This window comes from Pseudoalteromonas sp. T1lg122 (genome assembly GCF_002964825.1).
GTDB lineage: Bacteria > Pseudomonadota > Gammaproteobacteria > Enterobacterales > Alteromonadaceae > Pseudoalteromonas > Pseudoalteromonas gelatinilytica.
Window position 1 is genome coordinate 121,673 of the sequence record NZ_PQCG01000007.1, and the last position, 21,126, is coordinate 142,798.

Genomic DNA, 21,126 nt, shown 5'->3' on the forward strand with positions numbered 1-21,126 from the left:
AGCTAATTAACTGTTAATTTATACAGTGTTTTCGGGTTTTGCAAATTAAATTTTTATGCTTTGCTTAATTCTGACAGCTGATTTTCTTGGTATGAATCATTTGGCGCCGGTGTGCTCTGGGCTGGCGGCTGATCATCTTGTAAATCTGTGGGGGGCTGATATTTAATTACTTCGATCAGAGAAGGGAGGGCTTCTTGGTAAAACGCTTTATTGTATTCAATACCATTGTAAGGTAATTCAGCCATAAAATACTGAAGTCGGTCAGCAAGTTGGTCTATTTGTTCTGGGCCTTGTGCTTTACTTGCCTCCATCATGATTGTATTAATCAATAGGTCACTAATGTATTCAAGGTATGTGAGGTTTTCTTCGTTATGGGCTTGTACAACAAAGTAATTACTAGTGATCATGCTTAGGCGCGAAATATTTTTCGGGCGAATAAGCTTCCCTTCACTAAAGTCGATTAGTTTGTCTTTGAAATCGTTATTAATTTCTTTTACTCGCTGATTAAAACGCTTTTTTTCAGCTTCAATCGCTTTGCGACGGTTGCTCTCAACCATCCAGTAACAACCTAGCAAGGTAATAAGTAATAATAGAGCAAGAAAAACGATATAGCTCATTTCGGCTTAGAATCCTTAAAATAATACAGCATTAAGTTTGAATATTTTGCGCTAATCAAGGTGCCTTGGCAATCAATTGAGATAAAAAAGCCGCTTAAAATAAGCGGCTTCCCCAGTTTAATTTTTTTCTTAATACATTGTAATAAGAGTATTCCTTCGGATGAATCAAGCGCAGGCGTTTATCTGCCTTTTTTATCACCACTTCATCGCCAGGTAACACAGCTAAAACCACATGACTGTCACAACTGACTTGCAGGCTATCGGTATTTTCAAGACTGAGCTTTAAACGTACTTCGTTGTCGGCATCAACCACAAGAGGGCGGCTTGATAATGTATGTGGGAACATAGGAACTAATGAGATCGCATTGAGCTCAGGTGTCAAAATCGGCCCGCCACCAGATAATGAATAAGCAGTTGAACCTGTTGGGGTTGAGACAATTAAACCGTCTGAACGCTGTGAAAATACAAAGTCGTTGTTAATAAAGGCCTCAAACTCAATCATGTGGGCAACTTTATCAGCATGAAGTACTGCTTCATTCACTGCCAAGTTTGCACTTTTCAGTTCGGCGTGACGATATACTTCAACTTCAAGCAAGAAGCGTTTTTCTTCGAGGAATTGACCACTTAAGACTTGTTCCAAGCTGGCTTCAAAACCTTCTGGGTTTAAATCGGTTAAAAACCCTAAATTACCACGGTTTACACCAATAACTGCCACATCAAAACGTGCCAAAACTCGTGCAGCACCAAGCATGTTACCATCACCGCCCACGACAATCGCTAAATCTGCTCGTTCACCTAAATCAACGAGTTTGACTAAGTTTTCTGCAGGAACCTCATCAAGCTGGCGGCCAGTTCGTTGTTCTACTAGCACTTCAAAACCTAATGCGCGCAAAAATGTGTGTAGACGACCAAGTGTAGCAGCCGCAGCACTGTGATTAGGTTTGCCAATTAAACCTATGGTTTTAAACGGTGAATCCATGTTATTTGCACTTAAACTTTCATATCGCTAGATTACATTAAAAATTAATGCTTTGAAAATAACTTGAAATAAACTTGCTGTGCCCAAATATCCACTGGCAAGAAGCAAGATGTATAAATTATGAAATTAAATCCGCGTGACCAACAAATTTTTTCAGCTGTAATGAGCCTTTACTGTAACGGTGAAGGACAGCCTGTTGCCTCTACCCGCATTGCCAAACAAAAAGGCATGGCGGTATGTTCGGCAACAGTACGTAACGCAATGGCACGGCTTGAAAAAGAAGGCTTACTATATTCGCCGCATACTTCTGCTGGTCGCGTGCCTACCAATGCAGGGTTTGATTATTGGCTCAGCGAATTCTTTGCATTGCCAGAAATCGCAACATATTGGCAGCCACAGCAAGCACAATTGGTCGAGCTTGCCCACGGTTTGAGCCAGCGCTATAAAGTGTGCTGTTGTGTGGGATTACCGCAAGTTAGCTCTCAACTGGTTTTTCGTGTAGAGGTACTTGATTTCGATGGCAGTAATTGGCTTATATTGTTAATCGATAGAGCAGGGCAAAGCCATAATATTTGCATCAGTAAACCGGAAGATTCATCGGATGCAGTGCGTTACCAGTTTGCTACTTGGCTTAATACTGTCTTTAGCCAACAAACCTTGATGGAAGGTTTATACCGTATGCAGGCGATGGCAAACACAGCTCCGCATAACTGCCATGATTCACTAACGCAATGGACACGGCAATTAAGTCAAAAGCTTGGTTCCGATAACAGCATCGTGGTAGGTGAAAATTACCTATATCGTCAAGTTGATTGCCAAACCAGTTTGAATATAGGTGTATCGTTTTTAAATTTTGTAGAAGATAAACTCGCTTTCAAAAATGGTTTATCGGTTTTAAATACCGAGCAGTTACCATTTACTGATTGCAATGAGTTAATGGTGATCAGCGTTCCCTACTTTAATAACCATGAATATCAAAGTCGATTTTGTATAATTTGTCCAAAATCAGCGCAAATCGAAGCAATCATCCAAGAATTTGAGTTAATCGGGTCATCCGCCTCTTGAATCTTTTAATTCAATCCCCATAATTACCGCAGTTGTAAAGAATTGGAGCATGTAAGCTATGTCTGAGCAGACAAAATCACCAGAGCAAGAAGTTGAACTAAACGAAGAATTTGAACAAATGCAAGCTGAAGTAGAAGCAGCAGAAAAAGCAGCTGAGCAAGTGGAAGGCGATGAAATAAGCCCAGAAGCTGAAATCGCATTACTATACAGCGAACTAGAAGCAGCTAAACAAACGATTAACGATCAAAAAGACAGTGTTGTTCGTGCTGCTGCAGATGTTGAGAACATGCGTCGTCGTGCCGCTCAAGATGTAGAAAAAGCACATAAGTTTGCACTTGAAAAGTTTGCTAACGAATTACTTCCAGTTATTGATAACCTAGAGCGTGCAATTGAGTTTTCTGATAAAGAAAATGAGCAGCTTAAGCCTGTGCTTGAAGGTATCGAAATGACTGTGAAAAGCTTTAATGATGCAGTAGCGAAGTTTGGTGTTGAAATTGTTAACCCACAAGGTGAGCAATTTAACCCTGAATTCCATCAAGCAATGTCAATTCAACCAAGCAATGATGTAGCGCCGAATACTGTTCTTGCAGTAATGCAGAAAGGTTATACATTAAACGGTCGTTTATTACGTCCTGCAATGGTTATGGTATCAAAAGAAGCTGAATAAGCTTTAAAGTGATATAAAAAAATGCCTGTTATTCACAGGCATTTTTTTTGTCTAGTTTTCGATGCCAAAGCTGCACCAGTAAGATAAGTATCAGTGCGCTGAACATCATCGCAGAAAATGGAATGGCACTTTGCGGGTGAACAAAAGCAAGGATAGGCCCAACCAAAGCACCGCTGCCGAATCTCAAGGTACCAATCACGGCTGTAGCAGTACCTGACTTTTCCTCAAATTGCATCAGTATCAACGAGTCTGCATTACTCGCTACAATACCTAAACTCATCATCAGCGGGGCGATAGCGGCTACGATAAAATACAGCGATAAATGCATCACACTGAACAACAGTAAGGCAGCGCCAGAAACAAAACCAATAGCAAGGCCAATAAACAAAAGTTTACGAGACCCTAAACGAGGCACCAAGCGCGTATTCATAAAGTTACCAAACATCAACGCTAATACATTAAAAGCGAATAACACACCGAACAATTGCTCATCTACTTTAAAAAAATCGAGATATACATAAGGTACCGATGTTAAAAAACAGAAGAATGCAAACGAGGCAAACATCGAGCTGGCAATATCAGCAAGGGCGCTGCGACGTGAAAATACGGTTTTATAACTATTAAAAAACAGTGCTAAACCACGTTGCTGGCTATTGAAAATAGGGATATCGATTAAATGAATTTGCACTAACGCCAATATGGCAAAGCTATAGGCAGCTAATGCAATAAAAATAACCTGCCATGTTGAAATACCCATGATCAATGAGCCAAGGGTCGGTGCAATTAGCGGGGCAACCATCATAATCATCGAGACATAAGACATGCCTTTGGCGGTGTTTTCTCGATAAATGTGGCGAATAATACCCGGCACTACGACGGTTGCAGCAGCGCCAGTGAATGCTTGCACGGCCCTTAAAGACCAAAATAATTCGATGTTAGTACAGAACGCCAGTGCTAACGAACTAATCCCAAACAATGCTAAGCCCACTTTAGCGAGTAATCGCCTACCAAGCTCATCAGCAATGGGGCCAAAAAACAGCATACCAAGGGCATAACCTGCTAAATAAATGCTAAGCGAGATTTGCACATTTGGCATGGTTGTTTGCAAGTCGTTGGCAATCACCAACATCGCGGGTAAATATAAATCAATTGCCAAAGGCGTAATCGCGACAATACTTGCCAGCAAAGGCAATAAAATGCGTTTATTTAAAGTCTCAGGGGAAGGCATTGTTTACTCATTCATCAAATAGTAGGTCACTATTGTAGCAGTGTGAATCACTGTGGTGAACTTAGTTTGCCTGCTAAGTAAAAGAATTAACCAAATGATAACAACTGAGTGGGTGATTGTTCATTTTCATATAAAATTAAGCAATGCTTTGCTATATTAGCCTCAATTGCACTAAGTATTTGAAGGACTAGTATGAAAAAGTTAATGATGGCTGTGTTAGCAACCGCAGTTTTAGCGGGTTGTAAAACCTCTCCAACAGGGCGCACACAAATCGCACTCTATTCAGACTCACAAATGAGCCAAATGGGTCAAGCAAGTTTTGCTGAAATGAAAAAAACACAACCTGTTAATACTGATCCAGGTGTCAATGCTTATGTGAAGTGTATTGCTGATGATGTTATTGCCGTTTTACCTAACGAGTTTGCAAAGCAATCTTGGGAAGTCGTCGTGTTTGAAGAAGATTCAGCAAACGCATTTGCATTACCAGGTGGCTATATTGGCGTTCATACAGGTTTATTAAAAGTTGCTGTAAATCAAGACCAATTGGCAACAGTACTAGGTCATGAAGTAGCACACGTTATTGCAGAGCATTCTAATGAGCGTGTATCACAAAACGCACTTTTACAAACAGGCTTGCAAGTTGGTGGTGCAGCACTAGATATGGGGAATGTGCAATACCGCGGTGAGATCATGCAAGCTTTAGGTTTGGGGGCACAGTATGGTGTTGTCTTACCGTTTAGTCGCTCACATGAATCAGAAGCAGATATTGTTGGCTTAGATTTAATGGCAAAAGCAGGGTTTAACCCAGAGCAATCTGTATCGCTTTGGCAAAATATGAGTGCTGCGGGCAGTAGCGGTACTCCAGAATTTATGTCGACTCACCCTGCACCGGGTAACCGCATTAAAGAGCTTCAAAAGCACATGTCGGATGCATTAAAAGCCCAACAAGCCGCTAAAGCAAAAGGCAAAACCCCACAGTGTAAACTGTAATTAAATCTTCCCAGAGCTGCTTATGCAGCTCTTTTTGTTTCATTTTTCGTCGATTCCTATTATCATCAAATAACTATCTGATTTAATAATAAAAACAATTAAATGGAATTAATATGAAGTATTCTATCCCTACTTTTTTGCTATGTACTTTAGTGTCTTTAACCGCCTGTAAAAGCACCAAACAGCAGCAAGCACAAACAATTGCCTTAAAGCCTACACCTCCTATAGCGTTAAATGCAGTGCATTTTGCCCTTGGAGTTGAAGCAGACAAAGTTCAACGTGATTGTGTCATGCTTGATAAGTTAGCTAATTCGATTACTGATTCAGCAAAAAATTATTTAGTAACATTAGTTGAACAACAAGAAAAATCCAAAGCAGAGTATGTCGTTGAAGCGAAATATATTGAAATTAACTCGCATAGATGGGTTTTTCCATCGGTGAGACCAAGCTCATCAGCAACTTTACATGTGCAACTTAAAAAAGGTGATGAGATTATAGCTAAAACAACGAAGGAAATTGGTTCAGGAGTTGCTTTTGGTGCCTGCGACCGTTTAGAGAAAATAGCTGTTGCAGGTGGTCGCTATGTGTCTAAATGGACTTCTAATCAATTTAATTAAAACAAAGCCTGTATTCTAGCTGACTATACAGGCTTTAATTTTTATAACTCGTAACTCGTAACTCGTTAGAACGTCCACTCAACGTGAAGCTGTGGTACTGACTCAGTTGTGTCTGTACCTAGTTTGTTGTGCCAATATTGCCACTCAATGCCAAGTAGCAGGGTATTTTCTTTCATGCTCATTGCATGACCTAAGTCCCAAGTAACGATTGGCTGCGCTAAAATCCATGCGTTAACATCTTCGCCAAACTCATTTTCACGTTCAGCAATGTATTCAACATGGCCTGTTACGTTGAACTTTTGAGAACCAATAGTGAATGGGTAGCCCCAAGCAACATCAATCATCCAGCTGTTTGTTTCAGTAGGTGCACCACCACGTGCTACCCCTTCACTGTCATCGATGTAAGCAGTAAATAAAGTTGATAAAAAGCTAAAGCCAGGTGCTTGCCAGCTAAGTTTTACACCTGGTAAATACTTAAGAACTTTTGAATCACCCGCAGCATTAAAACCTGCAGTTACACCTACATCAGCAATTGCCCCGTATGAGAAATCACTGCCAGAGATTTTTGATAAGCTAAATGTTGAATACCACTCACCGTAAAAGTCTTTATCTTGATAGCCATCTTGACGGTCGTCATTGCTGTAATCAATAAAAAAGAAGTTGTCGCCATAGTCATAACCAGACGCATGCTGTAGTGATACAACTGTGGTATTTGACTTAGTTAATGAAAACGGATTTTTGTGTTCACCGTTATTAACGTGTAATTGCGTAGAGCTCCAATTAGCGGCATAGCTCGAAGTACTTACTGCACAAAGCGCAGCAACAGAAAGGATCTTTTTCAAGTTCATATCTCAATATTGATGGTGTAAAGGGGGATATAAAGACAGGATTATAGCAGATACGCCCATATTTGGGCGTATCGAGAGAAAAAATTATTTAACTTATGCTTTATTTCGGCGTAAGCAAATTACTGCAACGGCAGTAAAGGCAAGAATAAAGCAGTAATAAGAAGAGGTAGAAACTTCCCACGGACTAATTTTGAACGTTGCGCCCAGTAGAAGTGCTTGTGCGCCATACGGCAATGAGCCTTGCGTAACACAAGCAAAAATATCCAGTAAGCTTGCTGAACGCTTTCCTGTAATTTCACCATCATCCGCTAGTTTTTTAGCAATCGGGCCTGCAACTATAATAGACACAGTATTATTAGCGATACATAAGTTACTGGTCATAACCAGTGCTGCAATCCCTAATTGATCCGCAACTTTACGGTGCCATTTTGCAATGATTTTTGTAATTGCTTGAATTTTGTTAGCAATATAATCAAGACCACCATTAATTCGGATAAACTCTGAAAGACCGCCAATAAACATCGATAGCAAGAATATTTCCTGCATATCCGTAAAGCCTTTATAAACATCTTTTACAAAGCTTGCACCTTCATAGCTGCCAGTAAAGCCCATGAGTGCAGCAAAGATAATACCGCTAAACAGTACTACGAATACATTAAAGCCCATTACCGCGAGCACTAAGATAAATGCATAAGGTAATACTAATAAAATATCAAAGTCTTGCGTTTCAACAGCTTCTGCAGCAGGCGTTAAGAAGAATAACAAGCCGATAGTTAATGCCGCAGCGGGTAAGGCAATTTTTAAGTTCTCACGGAATTTATCTTTCATTTCACAGCCTTGCGTGCGAGTTGCCGCAATTGTTGTGTCAGAGATGATTGATAAATTATCACCAAACATGGCACCGGATACAATTGTGCCTGCCATTAGAGATGGATCAATGCCTGTTTTTTGGGCGACGGCATAAGCAATCGGGCCAATCGCACCTATAGTACCCATTGAAGTGCCCATCGCAGTCGACACAACAGCAGCAATTAAAAATAATCCAGGTAGTAACAGAGCAGGTGGAATAAGTGATAAACCGGCATTAACAACGGCATCAACACCACCGGTTGCACCAGCAACCGCAGAAAATGCACCGGCAAGCAGATAAATCAAACACATAGTGATGATGTTGCTATGGCCAGCACCTTTAATAAAGGTTTCAACACTGTGGTTGATGGTATTTTTATTTAAGATAAATGCCAACATAATGGCTGGCAAAATTGCCACAGGAGCAGGCAATTGATAGAAGGCGTAATCGACACCTTGAGACTGTAAGTATAAGCCAGCGCCTAAAAATAAGCCGACAAACACCAAAAGCGGCAGCAAAGAAAGTTTTGCTTTTGTTTTATTAAATGATGGCTGCATCATATTCCTCGTTAGATAACCAATAACACAGCCAAACACTTCTTTTAGCTGTATTTAGTCGCTGTCTTAAACAATGAAAGACAACAACAGCGCCCGCAAGCCAAAGACCAAATCGGCGCAAAGGAAGAAGTTTAAATGTATAGATGGCTAAATGCAAAGACTATCTGTTATTATTGTTGTTCTATTAATAAATCTAAAATTAGCTCTGTATTTTTTATAAGCTAACCTGACTATTACATGAGTTTTCGATAAAATCCAGCCAGCTAAGAAGAATAGATAAGGTAACTATATGAACCGCATAGGTGTATTTGGCGCAAACGGCCGCATGGGACTTGCACTTTTAGAAGCAGTCTCAAAAAAAGATGACGCAACATTAACGGGCGCGTACGTACGCGAAAACTCACCACTTTTAGATATAGCGGTTAATCAATTAAACAGCGCTGCTTCAGCAGATGTATCATTTAGCAAAGAAACAGACGTAAAAGATGCAGATGTATTGATAGATTTCACCTTACCTCAAGGCATGCGCAACCACTTAAAAACAGCGGTCGAAAAAAATATCGCGATGGTAATTGGTACTACGGGCCTTAACCAAGATGATCTTGATACCCTTAATGAAGCTGCGAAACACATTCCGATTGTTTTTGCCCGCAACTATAGCGTAGGTGTGAATTTACTGCTTAACTTAGTGCAGACTGCGGCTGTGAAGTTTGGCGATGACATGGATATCGAAATATTTGAAGCTCATCATCGTCATAAAATCGATGCGCCATCGGGAACTGCATTGGCAATTGGTGAAGCAATTGCTGAGGCAAAAGGCTGGCAGCATGATGAAGTCGCGCGTTTTGATAGAAGCAAAGACGAACACGCAAAATCGCAAAATGAAATCGGTTATTCGGTCATGAGAGGCGGAGATATTGTAGGTGAACACACCGCATATTTCGCACTTCTGGCGAAAGGCTAGAATTAACTCATAAAGCAAGTTCAAGAATGACCTTCGCGTTAGGAGCTGTAAGAGCTGCAGGCTGGTTGAAAAACAAACCAGCTGGACTTTATGACATGCAAGATGTGCTTGACTTGAAGTAGTTTAGTCTCTTTTTTGGCAGTTTCAGTGAATTTTTCGTTAATAACGCTTATTTTTACTATTTTATTAATTAAGATTAGATCTGAAAGCTAAATTACTGTAGAATAGCGCCAATTTGCCAAAAATTCATAAATGCGTGTTTCCAATCGCTTTAAACGGGCAGTAGAGCAAATGACTTTACTCCCGTTTTTTACTGTTAGGAGGTTAACTTGACTAAATCCGCTCTGTTAGTCCTAGAAGACGGCACAGTGTTTCGCGGTACTGCAATCGGCGCTGACGGCATGTCAGTCGGTGAAGTAGTATTCAATACGTCTATGACTGGTTATCAAGAAATTTTGACTGACCCTTCATACGCGGAACAAATCGTAACTTTGACGTACCCACATATCGGTAATACGGGTACTAACAGCGAAGACGAAGAAGCGGGTCAAATCTGGGCTAAAGGCCTAGTGATCCGTGATTTGCCACTGCTAGCAAGTAATTTCCGTAACGAGCAATCGTTAAGTGATTACTTAAAAGAACGCAATATCTTAGGTATTGCAGACATCGACACTCGTAAATTAACACGTATCTTACGTGATAAAGGCGCTCAAAATGGTTGTATCATTGCAGGCGACGAGTTAGATGAGAATAAAGCGCTTGAAGCTGCGCAAGCCTTCCCAGGCTTAAAAGGCATGGATTTAGCAAAAGTTGTCTCAACCAAGGAAAATTTTGAGTGGCGTGATTCAAGCTGGACATTAGGTTCAGGTTTTAAAACGCTAGAAGCAGCAGACGAGAAGTTCCACGTTGTTGCTTATGACTTCGGTGTTAAACGTAATATCTTACGTATGTTAGTTGACCGCGGTTGTAAATTAACCGTTGTTCCTGCACAAACATCTGCAGAAGACGTATTGGCATTAAACCCAGACGGTATCTTCTTATCAAATGGCCCTGGCGACCCTGAGCCGTGTACCTACGCGATTGAAGCAATTAAAACTTTCCTAGAAACAGACACACCAATCTTTGGTATTTGTTTAGGTCACCAATTACTAGCGCTTGCCTCAGGTGCTAAAACGGTGAAAATGAAGTTTGGTCACCACGGTGGTAACCACCCAGTTAAAGATCTTGACCGCAATGTTGTAATGATCACAGCGCAAAACCACGGTTTCGCAGCTGACGAAGCAACATTACCAGCGAATTTACGTGCAACTCACGTATCATTATTCGATGGCACGCTACAAGGTATTCACCGCACAGATAAGCCTGCATTTAGCTTCCAAGGTCACCCAGAAGCAAGCCCAGGTCCACATGATGCGGCGCCATTATTTGACCACTTCATCGATTTGATGCAAGCACGTTCTAACTAATTTAACCGGAGTAACAATGCCAAAACGTACCGACATAAAAAGCATTCTTATCTTAGGCGCAGGCCCGATCGTTATCGGTCAAGCTTGTGAATTTGACTACTCTGGTGCACAAGCGTGTAAAGCACTACGAGAAGAAGGCTTTCGAGTAATTCTTGTAAACTCGAACCCTGCAACTATCATGACTGACCCTGAAATGGCGGATGCGACGTACATCGAGCCAATTCACTGGGAAGTGGTAGAGAAAATCATTGAAAAAGAAAAGCCTGATGCAGTACTGCCTACTATGGGTGGTCAAACAGCATTAAACTGTGCACTTGATTTAGATAAGCACGGCGTACTGGCTAAACATGGTGTTGAACTTATCGGTGCAACTGCTGATGCAATCGATAAAGCTGAAAACCGTGAGCGTTTTGACTTAGCAATGAAAAACATTGGCCTTGAGTGTCCGCGTGCAGAAATCGCTCACTCAATGGAAGAAGCGCACGATGTACTTAGCCGCATCGGTTTCCCATGTATCATTCGTCCATCATTCACGATGGGTGGTACCGGTGGTGGTGTTGCATACAACCAAGAAGAATTTGATGAAATTTGTGAGCGTGGTCTAGATTTATCACCAACAAATGAACTTCTAATCGACGAATCATTAATCGGTTGGAAAGAATACGAAATGGAAGTTGTGCGTGACAAAAACGACAACTGTATCATCGTATGTTCTATCGAAAACTTTGACCCTATGGGTGTTCATACTGGTGACTCAATCACGGTTGCTCCAGCGCAAACATTGACGGATAAAGAATACCAAATCATGCGTAATGCATCGATGGCGGTACTTCGTGAAATCGGTGTTGAAACAGGTGGTTCAAACGTACAATTTGGTGTGAACCCAGTAGATGGCCGTATGGTTATCATCGAGATGAATCCTCGTGTATCGCGTTCATCTGCTCTAGCATCAAAAGCAACGGGTTTCCCAATTGCGAAAATCGCTGCAAAACTAGCTGTAGGTTACACCCTTGATGAGCTACAAAACGACATCACTGGCGGTAAAACACCAGCGTCTTTCGAGCCGTCAATTGACTACGTTGTTACTAAGATCCCACGTTTTAACTTCGAAAAATTCGCAGGTTCAAACGACCGTCTTACAACACAGATGAAGTCTGTGGGTGAGGTTATGGCGATTGGTCGTAACCAACAAGAGTCACTACATAAAGCATTACGTGGTCTTGAAGTAGGCGCAACGGGCTTTAACCCAATTGTTGCTCTTGATGATCCGAAAGCAAAAGAAAAAATCATCCGTGAATTACGTGAGCCAGGTGCAGAGCGTATTTGGTACGTTGCTGATGCAATGCGTCACGGTATGAGCGTAGAGGACGTTTTCGAACTCACTAAGATTGACCCTTGGTACCTAGTGCAAATCGAAGACATCTTAAAAGACGAAGCAACAATCAGCGAAGTAGGTATGGCTGGTTTAAATGCTGAGTTCTTACGCAAGCTTAAGCGTAAAGGTTTCGCTGATGCGCGTATCGCTGAAATTGCCGGTGTTTCTGAAGCAGAAATTCGTAAAAAGCGTCACCAGTTAGATATCGTACCTGTATACAAGCGCGTTGATACGTGTGCTGCAGAGTTTAGTTCAGATACAGCTTACATGTACTCAACTTATGATGAAGAGTGTGAAGCGAATCCATCTGACAAAGATAAAATCATGGTAATCGGTGGCGGCCCTAACCGTATCGGTCAAGGTATCGAATTCGATTACTGCTGTGTTCACGCAGCATTAGCTTTACGTGAAGACGGCTACGAAACAATCATGGTTAACTGTAACCCTGAAACTGTTTCGACTGACTACGACACATCAGATCGCTTATTCTTCGAGCCAATCACGCTAGAAGACGTATTAGAAATCGTACGTGTTGAAAAGCCTAAAGGTGTTATCGTTCAGTACGGTGGTCAAACGCCACTTAAACTTGCACGTGCACTAGAAGCGAATGGCGTGCCAGTCATTGGTACTTCTCCAGATGCAATCGACCGTGCTGAAGACCGTGAGCGTTTCCAACAACTTGTTGAGCGTTTGAACCTTCTGCAACCAGAAAATGCAACAGTGACTTCTTTAGAAGAAGCGGTTGTTAAGTCTGCTGAAATTGGTTTCCCTCTGGTTGTACGTCCTTCGTACGTACTAGGTGGTCGTGCGATGGAAATCGTATACGATGAAGACGACTTACGTCGTTACATGACTGAAGCGGTATCTGCATCAAATGAAGCGCCAGTACTACTTGATCACTTCTTAGATAACGCAATCGAAGTTGACGTTGACGCTATCTGTGACGGTGAGCAAGTAATCATCGGTGGTATCATGGAGCACATCGAGCAAGCAGGTGTTCACTCAGGTGACTCAGCATGTTCTTTACCAGCTCATTCATTAACAGCTGAAGTACAAGACGTAATGCGTAAGCAAGTGACAGATATGGCACTAGAGCTTGGCGTAATTGGTCTGATGAATACACAGTTTGCTGTGAAAGACGGTCAAGTTTACTTAATCGAAGTAAACCCACGTGCTGCACGTACAGTACCGTTTGTTTCTAAAGCAACAGGTATCGCACTTGCTAAAGTAGCGGCACGTTGTATGGCGGGTCAATCACTGGCAAGCCAAGGTATTACAAAAGAAGTAATTCCTCCTTACTACAGCGTTAAAGAAGTCGTACTTCCTTTTGCTAAGTTCCAAGGTGTTGACCCAATCCGTGGCCCAGAAATGCGCTCAACGGGTGAGGTAATGGGTGTTGGTGAAACTTTCGCCGAAGCATTCGCCAAAGCACAATTAGGTGCAAGCAACACTTTACCACGCGGTGGTCGCGCGTTACTATCGGTACGCAACAGTGACAAACCACGTATTGTTGAACTGGCTAAAACCATGACTGAATTAGGTTTTGAGCTAGATGCAACAGGTGGCACTGCAAAAGCACTTGAAGAAGCTGGCATTGCAGTACGTCGCGTAAACAAAGTATTCGAAGGTCGTCCTCATATTCTTGATAGAATTAAAAATGGTGAATACAGCTACATTGTAAACACTACTGAAGGTCGCCAAGCGATTGAAGATTCGAAGGTGTTACGTCGTGGTGCATTACAGCACAAGACTAACTATACAACGACGCTGAACGCGGCATTTGCTAACTGTACTGCTAACCAAGCAGACGACCGTAGCAAGGTGACGTCAGTTCAGGAACTACATCAGCGAATTAACTAAGGAAATGTGCCAGGGGCGAGCAATTCGCCCTTTGGATTAAGTGAGAATAATATGCAATCAATTCCGATGACGGTTCGTGGTGCAGCATTACTGCGCGAAGAACTTAACGAATTAAAAACAGTTACACGTCCAAAAATTATCGCTGATATCGCTGAAGCGCGTGAACACGGTGATTTGAAAGAAAACGCTGAATACCATGCTGCTCGTGAGCAACAAGGTTTCTGTGAAGGTCGTATTCAAGAAATTGAAGCGAAACTTTCAAATGTACAAATCATCGATGTGACGAAAATGCCAAAAACTGGCAAAGTTATTTTTGGTACAACAGTAACTATCGTTAACGTTGAAACCGACGCTGAGGTAACTTACCAAATCGTGGGTGATGATGAAGCAGATATCAAAAACAACCTGATCTCTGTTAACTCGCCAATCGCACGTGGCTTAATTGGTAAAGAGGTAGATGATGCCGTTACCATTAAAACACCAAACGGTGAAGTCGAGTACGAAATCATTGAAGTTGAGTATATTTAATAGCTTAACCAAGCATTAATAAAAACCGCAGTTTTATACTGCGGTTTTTTTATGCCTGTTTACAGAGGGAAGTTTATTCGCTAGGTTGGTCGCTTAGCAATCATAATGAAGGAGTAATAATGGCTAAAATTCAATATCCTAAGCCGCTTGCCAAAGGCGATAGTATAGCTATTTGTGCTTTTTCATCGGGTGTTGATAAAGCGTTTCATAGACGCTTAGACACAGTGCTTAGTGGCTTAACTGCTAAAGGTTTTACCGTTATTGAAGGTGCCTGCTTACGACAAGAGCATAATAGCGCTAAGCAACGAGCAGAAGAACTAATGCAGTATTTAACTGATGATTCAATTGCGGCAATTATGCCTCCTTGGGGAGGGGATCTCACCATGGAGATTTTACCTCTTCTTGATTTTAATGCGATAAGTAAAGCAAGACCTAAATGGTTAGTTGGTTTTTCAGATATCAGCACGTTTGCATGTGCATTAACCACTCGTTGTGGCTGGGCAACCTTGCATGCTGCTAATTTAATGCAAATTCACCCAAATGATCCTGATGCTTATTTAGCGGATATTTTCAACGCCATGGCACTTGAAGAAAAACAGCAGCTGCATCAAGTCGCTTCGCCTTTTTATCAGCAAAAGCCTATTGATTATAAAGCCGAGCCTGATGCTCAGTTTGATTTTACCGCACAGAGTCAGTGGCGCTGTATCAATTATAAAGATACACGCCAAATTGAAGTATCTGGACGATTAATTGGTGGCTGTTTAGATACGCTAGGCTTGTTGTTACCCTCAAATTACTATGCGTTACATGAGTTTAAAAAGCAGTATGCACCAGAGGGGTTAATTTTATACCTCGAAAATGCAGAGCTTAGTCCGATGGCCCTTGCACGTTGTTTGTTATCATTAAAGTTGAATGATGTTTTTACAGATGTGAATGCAGTGGTGTTCGGCCGCAGCCCTGCAATAAACAACGATTGCTACTTTGATGAATATCAAGCAATCGAACTTGCATTTAAAGGCAATTTGTTCCCGGTTATCGTTGATGCTGACATTGGTCATGTTGCCCCTAATTTAGCACTAATAAATGGAGCTGTTGCCACAATAACGGCGGATTTGTCTGATGGATTGGCGAGTAATGTGGTTGTGAAAACCGATTTAAAATAACAATTATGCAGGCAAAGCCTGCATAATTTCTAAGCGCTTAAACCACAGTAATTACCGCGTCTTTGTCTAAACGCGATTTTGGTAATGCAGCATTATAATCTTGCTCAGGCTCGTGATAACCAATAGCAAGCGCTACTTCACAAACATAACCATCTAACTCATCAGCGAATAGCTCACCGAGTAAGTCTTTATCGACACCTTCCATCGGTGTTGAATCTAAACCTAAACGAGCTACCGTGTGCATAGTATTGCCTAAGGCAATGTAGGTTTGAGCTTTAGTCCAAGCGGCGTTAACACCTTGCTCGTCAGTATTTAAATCAACGAAGGCGAATGCGCCAAATGCTTGCTCTTTGTTTTCTGCCTTAGTGCGGCCATTCTTAATATCCGCATCAATTACTTTTTCATAATCAGCACGTTGATAGCTTGGGTTATAAGCAAATAAAATAGTGTGCGAAGCCGCTTTTGCATGTACTTGGTTAAATTGAAATTTATTTGCAAAACTATCATGTAAACGTTGCTTCGCTTGCTCTGACTCAATGACCACAAACTTCCATGGTTGAGAATTAATAGACGATGGCGACAAGCGTAATGCTTCTAAAATTACAGCTAAGTCTGCTTGGCTAATGTGCTTTGAAGCGTCGTAACGTTTACTTGTGTAACGGCGTTGTAAGTCAGAAATGATTGGGTGTGTCATGGTTTGCTCCCGCATGTATAACAATTAGGTGCAGTTTACGCCTTGCATACTTTACGATAAAGCGCATAATCGAATAAACATTATCAAAAAATTTTAGTTAATATGCTGGTTGAAGATCTCAAATTAATCCTCAAGGTGGCTGAATTTCGCAGTATTACAACCGCGGCAGCAAAATTAGACATGCGAGCCGCTACCGCCAGTGCGGCAATTAAACGTGTTGAAGCAGCGCTGGGTGCAGAGTTATTTGTTCGAACTACTCGTCATTTACGTTTATCTGCGGCAGGGGAACGCTTTTTACCTCAGTGTCAGCAAGCGGTGCTCATGCTTGAGCAAGCGACACTCGCCTTAAAAGGTGAGCATGATGAAATTGAAGGAGAACTAAGAGTCGCATTATCTTCAGACTTAGGCCGCAATATTATTATTCCTTGGTTAGATGAGTTACTTGATGAGTATCCAAAACTGAGTATGCGCCCGCATATTAGCGATAGTAATGTCGACTTTTACCGAGACTCCGTTGATTTTGCGCTTAGGTATGGCTCGCCATCCGACTCAAATTTATATGGCTTTAAAATTTGTAATGTTCCGCGGCTGTTATGTGCAACTCCAGAGTATATTGCCGAACATGGCGCGCCGACACATCCCGATGAATTAAATCAGCATCAAGGCCTATTTTATCAACTGCAAGATATCATCAATAATGTCTGGGAATTTACCGATGGAGCCCAGCGCTTTAAGGTGAAAATGCAAGGCCGTCGAGCATCGAATGATGGTGATTTGGTAAGGCGTTGGTGTGTGGCTGGAAAAGGCCTAGCAGTTAAATCTTGCATTGATATCAGTGATGATTTGCTAAGTGGGCGAGTCGTGCCAGTAATGCAAAATTACCCTCACTTATGTGCAGAGCTTTGGTTAATTTGCCCAAGTCGACAATCCATTACACCTGCGGTTCGTTTAGTGCGTGATATATGCCGAGCAAAAACCAAGGTAATTCTCAATCAATTGATTGAAAAAGGCATTTTAGATAAGCGGGTACTCGATAACTAATTATTTTAGGTATAGAATAGCGAGGCTTATTCATATTTATGGCTAAGCAACATTCTCAGGGCGGGGTGAAATTCCCCACCGGCGGTATACTTTAAATTTAAGTGAGCCCGCGAGCGCTTTAACGTTGGTTAAAGGTCAGCAGATCTGGTGAGAGGCCAGAGCCGACGGTGATAGTCCGGATGAAAGAGAATATAGTTAATCTATAAAACAGTAATTGGCTGCCTGCGGGTGGTCTTTTTTGCTGTGCCTTTCAATGTCCTGAATCTTTTCATATTTAATTTAATAGGTATTAAAAATGATGATTCAGTCTTCTTTACTTAGCCAATTTGGCGAACCACTTGAACGCGTTGAACGTGCTATTGCTGCCTTGCAGCAAGGTGAAGGCGTACTTGTAGTAGATGACGAAAACCGTGAAAACGAAGGTGATTTTGTGTATTCAGCACAGCACCTGACAACAGAGCAAATGGCCATGATGATCCGTGAAGGCAGCGGTATTGTGTGTCTTTGCATGGGCGATGAGCGTGTTAAACAGCTTGATTTACCACAAATGGTTGAGCATAACACCAGTCAGAACAAAACAGCGTATACAGTGACCATTGAAGCTAAAACGGGCGTGACAACCGGCGTTTCAGCAGCTGATCGTGTAACCACCATTAAAGCGGCAACAGCTGACAATGCAAAGCCTGAAGATTTATCTCGCCCAGGACATGTGTTTGGACTGCGAGCACAAACGGGTGGGGTATTAGTGCGCCGTGGCCATACTGAGGCATCGGTTGATTTAATGCAGTTAGCGGGTTTAACACCGTTTGGTGTTATTTGCGAATTAACGAATCCAGACGGTTCAATGGCTCGCTTGCCTCAAGTAAGCAAGTTTGCCAATGAGCACAACATGCCTGTTGTATCGATTGAAGATTTAGTTGCCTACCTCCAAGCAACGCAAAAACAGGCTTGTTAAAAGCGTTAATAAAAAGTTTTAAGTTTTGAGCTATAAGCCGTAAGTAAAATGAGGCTACCTTGGTAGCTTCATTTATACATTAACCGGTGCAAAACCTCATTACGCCAGGCTTGATTGAAAAGGCTTACCACCTAGCGGTAAATCCTCGGTTATCTATGTGAACAAAACCACCGTGGTGGGAGGCGGGTTTATAGCGGCCAATACCGCCATTATAGCGGCTCTGTTTTTGGAATTTTTCAAACACTTTATAAAGCACGTCAACATCAGCAATCGTTAGTTTGCCATCACCGTTTAAATCGTCCATTCGGCCATCACCATCTTCGTCTATATATAAGTCAAAGGCATCGCCATATTGATGTCGGCTGTGTTTGCCATTACCAATTGATCGATTGTAGTGGGGTGTTCTATAGCCGCTAATAAAAGCAAACTTGCTAACTTTAATCCCTTCATTTTGTACAAACGTGAGCAGATCTTCGAGCATCAACAAGCCATCGTTGTTGACATAAAGATACTTTGGAAAGCCACTTACTTGTTTACATATCACATTTTTAATTTGCACATGAGGAGTCAGTTGGCGAGTTAAGTCTTCCTGTGTTACTTCAATAAATCCATTTGGCGCACTGTACTGTGGGTAGTTTTTATAAGGTGCAGGGTAGAGGCCGATTTGGTAATTATTCAATTGCTTATTGTTGGCATTGAATGGTGTTTTCACTATAACGAGTAAGTGTTTGCGGGTAATATTGTTACTCAGTACTAGGTTATAAAACCCTGCATTTTCTGGGGCATAAACGGCAAGACTATTTGGCCCTAATCGCTCTGTCTCAACATCTGATACTGCAGCAGCTGTAAAATCAGCCGTGTTATCAAGTGTTAGCACTTGTTTCGCATCAAGTACAAGGCTGTGCAGCGAGTCAGTTAATTCAATGGCAGCAACAGAGTATGTAGTTAACACTAAGCACACACTTAAAATAATACGGCTGAAATACATAGTGACCTCTAAATTGTATTGTTTGCTAATGGCGTGGTGAGTGCTTTTAATAACGCGCCATCGCGATTATAAACGTCGGTATAAAATTGTAGGCCCTCGTCGTTACCCGCAACGGTCCAATACATTAAAAGTACGTCTAGCGGTTTTGATAAGCTGACTTTTTTAGTCTCTTTTGCTGCAATGGCGTCATCAATTTCACTACGGCTCCAATTATCTGACGTTTCTAAGATTTTCTCAGCCAAGGTGAATGGGTCATCAACTCTTACACAGCCGTGGCTAAATGCACGTTGGTCTTGCTGAAATAAACTTTTTGCAGGGGTATCGTGCAAATAGATTGAGTATTTATTAGGGAACATGAATTTTATTTGTCCCAGTGAATTATTCTCTGAAGGTTGTTGTACAAACCAATACGGAAAATTTTTACGGCTGGCATTCGCCCAATCAATACTCTCGCTATCCACGGGATTACGGCGACTATCAACCACAACAAAGTCTTTCTCGTTTAAGTAGTTTGGATTTTCTTTCATTTTTTTGATGATGCCACCTGAAATGCTCCGAGGTACTGTCCAGGTTGGGTTCATCACGATATAGCTCATTTGCCCTTTAAATATTGGCGTTTTGGTGTAGTTTCTGCCTACAACTACATTGGTTTGCCATTTTAATTTATTGTCTTCAAATAAATACAGCAGGTAACCTGCGATATTAACCACTAAGAAGCGCTCTGTTAGGGTATTATCAACCCAACGAATGCGCTCTAGGTTCACTAAAATATCATTGACGTATTCGCTGTAATCTTTGTTGAGTAGTTTTAACGTTGCATTACCAATCACACCATCATCAGCAACTTGATGCGCATTTTGAAAGCGTTTAACTGCTGCCACCAGCTCATCATCATAATCCGTGACGTCACTTTCACTGCCTTCAAAATAGTTTAATCGCTTTAACTTTTGCCTTAAGAGCGGCACAGCTGGGTCTGATTGACCCGGTTTTAAAACATTGTTTTGCAATACGATGGCTGGTAATTCACCTGTGGCATCAAGCTCTCGGTAAAACACGAGGGCGTCTTTTAGGCGTTGATAATGTGGTAAAACAGGCTTGAGGTTTTCAAGTCCCTTATCAAGGCTTTTTGATTTTACATGTTTAAGTAATGAGGCGGCCGCGGCATCAGGGCTGACATCAAATTGTTCATAGTTCCATGTGGCTGCAAGTTGTTTTGGGTTAACTTTTCCGCGTATAAGGTGTTTTGCATAGGTCATGACAGCATCTGTCATCAGTACATCAAACTGGGCTTCGACGGCATCGGCTCCACGTTTATCTATCTCGCTGGCTAGTGCCATTAAAGTATCAAAGTGATAATCATTAGGGGAGAGGCCTTCAAGTTCTGCTTGGGCAATTAAGTTGAGCGCTTGTTTAGCATATTTGCTGTCATCCCATACCCGTTCAAAGCCGTTTGCTTTGTAAGTGGCAATAGTCATGTCAGGGGAGTGGATTTGTTGTTTTTCAATACTGTGCGATTCACCAATCAGAATAGGCTCAAGCTGTTGTTGTAAGTATTGATTTTCGGCCAGCACAGGCATGCAAATGGATAAACAACTTACCAAAGCTGTGTAGCGAAGAATTTTCATAGCTATGTCCTTATAACGTATTTAGTAATTTCTTGAATTGTTTCTTTTT

General features: G+C 41.7%; 18 protein-coding genes, 1 pseudogene and 1 riboswitch. Of the genes and pseudogenes, 11 read left to right on the top strand and 8 right to left on the bottom strand.

Features of this window, described 5'->3' with window-relative positions; all coding sequences use genetic code 11:
- Window positions 1-53 precede the first annotated feature (53 nt).
- Entirely contained in the window at window positions 54-617 is a 564-nt protein-coding gene (locus tag C2M33_RS06035; protein ID WP_063705843.1) for a hypothetical protein, read from the bottom strand.
- Between the two features lie 94 nt (window positions 618-711).
- Window positions 712-1,596: an NAD(+) kinase gene (gene nadK, locus C2M33_RS06040; protein WP_063705841.1), complete on the bottom strand. Its 885-nt coding sequence runs from the start codon at window positions 1,594-1,596 to the stop codon at window positions 712-714.
- Window positions 1,597-1,716: 120 nt separating this feature from the next.
- Between nadK and C2M33_RS06045 the strand changes: the two genes are divergently transcribed.
- Both C2M33_RS06045 and grpE read left to right on the top strand, forming a co-directional pair.
- Window positions 1,717-2,661 (top strand): HrcA family transcriptional regulator, encoded by a 945-nt coding sequence (locus C2M33_RS06045; protein WP_105173984.1) that lies wholly within the window; start codon window positions 1,717-1,719, stop codon window positions 2,659-2,661.
- A gap of 58 nt (window positions 2,662-2,719) precedes the next feature.
- Entirely contained in the window at window positions 2,720-3,328 is a 609-nt protein-coding gene (gene grpE / locus C2M33_RS06050) for a nucleotide exchange factor GrpE (protein ID WP_105173985.1), read from the top strand.
- A gap of 28 nt (window positions 3,329-3,356) precedes the next feature.
- Here grpE and C2M33_RS06055 read toward each other — a convergent pair whose 3' ends face one another.
- Window positions 3,357-4,556, bottom strand: coding sequence for a Bcr/CflA family efflux MFS transporter (locus C2M33_RS06055; RefSeq protein ID WP_105173986.1), 1,200 nt, complete (start codon window positions 4,554-4,556; stop codon window positions 3,357-3,359).
- A gap of 192 nt (window positions 4,557-4,748) precedes the next feature.
- Here C2M33_RS06055 and C2M33_RS06060 point away from each other — a divergent pair, with 192 nt between their 5' ends.
- On the top strand, window positions 4,749-5,546 hold the full coding sequence (locus C2M33_RS06060; protein WP_105173987.1) for a M48 family metallopeptidase: 798 nt from the start codon (window positions 4,749-4,751) through the stop codon (window positions 5,544-5,546).
- Between the two features lie 113 nt (window positions 5,547-5,659).
- On the top strand, window positions 5,660-6,163 hold the full coding sequence (locus C2M33_RS06065) for a hypothetical protein (RefSeq protein ID WP_105173988.1): 504 nt from the start codon (window positions 5,660-5,662) through the stop codon (window positions 6,161-6,163).
- A 65-nt stretch (window positions 6,164-6,228) separates the two neighbouring features.
- Here the strand turns inward: C2M33_RS06065 and C2M33_RS06070 are convergent, their stop codons facing one another.
- Together C2M33_RS06070 and C2M33_RS06075 are read right to left on the bottom strand one after the other, a co-directional pair.
- Window positions 6,229-7,011, bottom strand: coding sequence for an outer membrane protein OmpK (locus C2M33_RS06070; RefSeq protein ID WP_105173989.1), 783 nt, complete (start codon window positions 7,009-7,011; stop codon window positions 6,229-6,231).
- Window positions 7,012-7,104: 93 nt separating this feature from the next.
- Window positions 7,105-8,418, bottom strand: a complete 1,314-nt coding sequence (locus C2M33_RS06075; RefSeq protein WP_054561704.1) for a Na+/H+ antiporter NhaC family protein — start codon at window positions 8,416-8,418, stop codon at window positions 7,105-7,107.
- Window positions 8,419-8,707: 289 nt separating this feature from the next.
- On the opposite strand from C2M33_RS06075, the pseudogene dapB reads away from it, so the two are divergent.
- The 5 genes and pseudogenes from dapB to C2M33_RS06100 all read left to right on the top strand — a co-directional run bounded on the left by dapB (window position 8,708) and on the right by C2M33_RS06100 (window position 15,774).
- Window positions 8,708-9,504: pseudogene (dapB, locus tag C2M33_RS06080) on the top strand (4-hydroxy-tetrahydrodipicolinate reductase).
- A 207-nt stretch (window positions 9,505-9,711) separates the two neighbouring features.
- On the top strand, window positions 9,712-10,848 hold the full coding sequence (gene carA / locus C2M33_RS06085) for a glutamine-hydrolyzing carbamoyl-phosphate synthase small subunit (RefSeq protein ID WP_063705821.1): 1,137 nt from the start codon (window positions 9,712-9,714) through the stop codon (window positions 10,846-10,848).
- 16 nt (window positions 10,849-10,864) lie between these two features.
- A complete protein-coding gene (gene carB / locus C2M33_RS06090) occupies window positions 10,865-14,083 on the top strand; it encodes a carbamoyl-phosphate synthase large subunit (RefSeq protein WP_063705819.1) in 3,219 nt (1,072 codons plus the stop codon).
- A 51-nt stretch (window positions 14,084-14,134) separates the two neighbouring features.
- Window positions 14,135-14,611, top strand: a complete 477-nt coding sequence (gene greA / locus C2M33_RS06095) for a transcription elongation factor GreA (protein WP_063705817.1) — start codon at window positions 14,135-14,137, stop codon at window positions 14,609-14,611.
- Between the two features lie 119 nt (window positions 14,612-14,730).
- Window positions 14,731-15,774 carry a S66 family peptidase gene (locus C2M33_RS06100; RefSeq protein ID WP_105173990.1) on the top strand — a complete coding sequence of 348 codons (1,044 nt, stop codon included), beginning with the start codon at window positions 14,731-14,733 and terminating at the stop codon, window positions 15,772-15,774.
- Between the two features lie 37 nt (window positions 15,775-15,811).
- On the opposite strand, the gene C2M33_RS06105 is transcribed toward C2M33_RS06100, so the two are convergent.
- Complete coding sequence (locus C2M33_RS06105; protein ID WP_105173991.1) at window positions 15,812-16,468, bottom strand: nitroreductase family protein; 657 nt, start codon at window positions 16,466-16,468, stop codon at window positions 15,812-15,814.
- Window positions 16,469-16,570: 102 nt separating this feature from the next.
- Between C2M33_RS06105 and C2M33_RS06110 the strand changes: the two genes are divergently transcribed.
- Window positions 16,571-17,509, top strand: coding sequence for a LysR family transcriptional regulator (locus tag C2M33_RS06110; RefSeq protein WP_063705813.1), 939 nt, complete (start codon window positions 16,571-16,573; stop codon window positions 17,507-17,509).
- Window positions 17,510-17,556: 47 nt separating this feature from the next.
- A riboswitch (FMN riboswitch) is annotated at window positions 17,557-17,704 on the top strand.
- Window positions 17,705-17,810: 106 nt separating this feature from the next.
- Window positions 17,811-18,464, top strand: coding sequence for a 3,4-dihydroxy-2-butanone-4-phosphate synthase (gene ribB, locus C2M33_RS06115; protein ID WP_105174345.1), 654 nt, complete (start codon window positions 17,811-17,813; stop codon window positions 18,462-18,464).
- A 124-nt stretch (window positions 18,465-18,588) separates the two neighbouring features.
- Here ribB and C2M33_RS06120 read toward each other — a convergent pair whose 3' ends face one another.
- Window positions 18,589-19,452, bottom strand: coding sequence for a D-Ala-D-Ala carboxypeptidase family metallohydrolase (locus C2M33_RS06120; protein ID WP_063705806.1), 864 nt, complete (start codon window positions 19,450-19,452; stop codon window positions 18,589-18,591).
- Window positions 19,453-19,460: 8 nt separating this feature from the next.
- Entirely contained in the window at window positions 19,461-21,077 is a 1,617-nt protein-coding gene (locus C2M33_RS06125; RefSeq protein ID WP_105173992.1) for a L,D-transpeptidase family protein, read from the bottom strand.
- Between the last annotated feature and the right edge of the window lie 49 nt (window positions 21,078-21,126).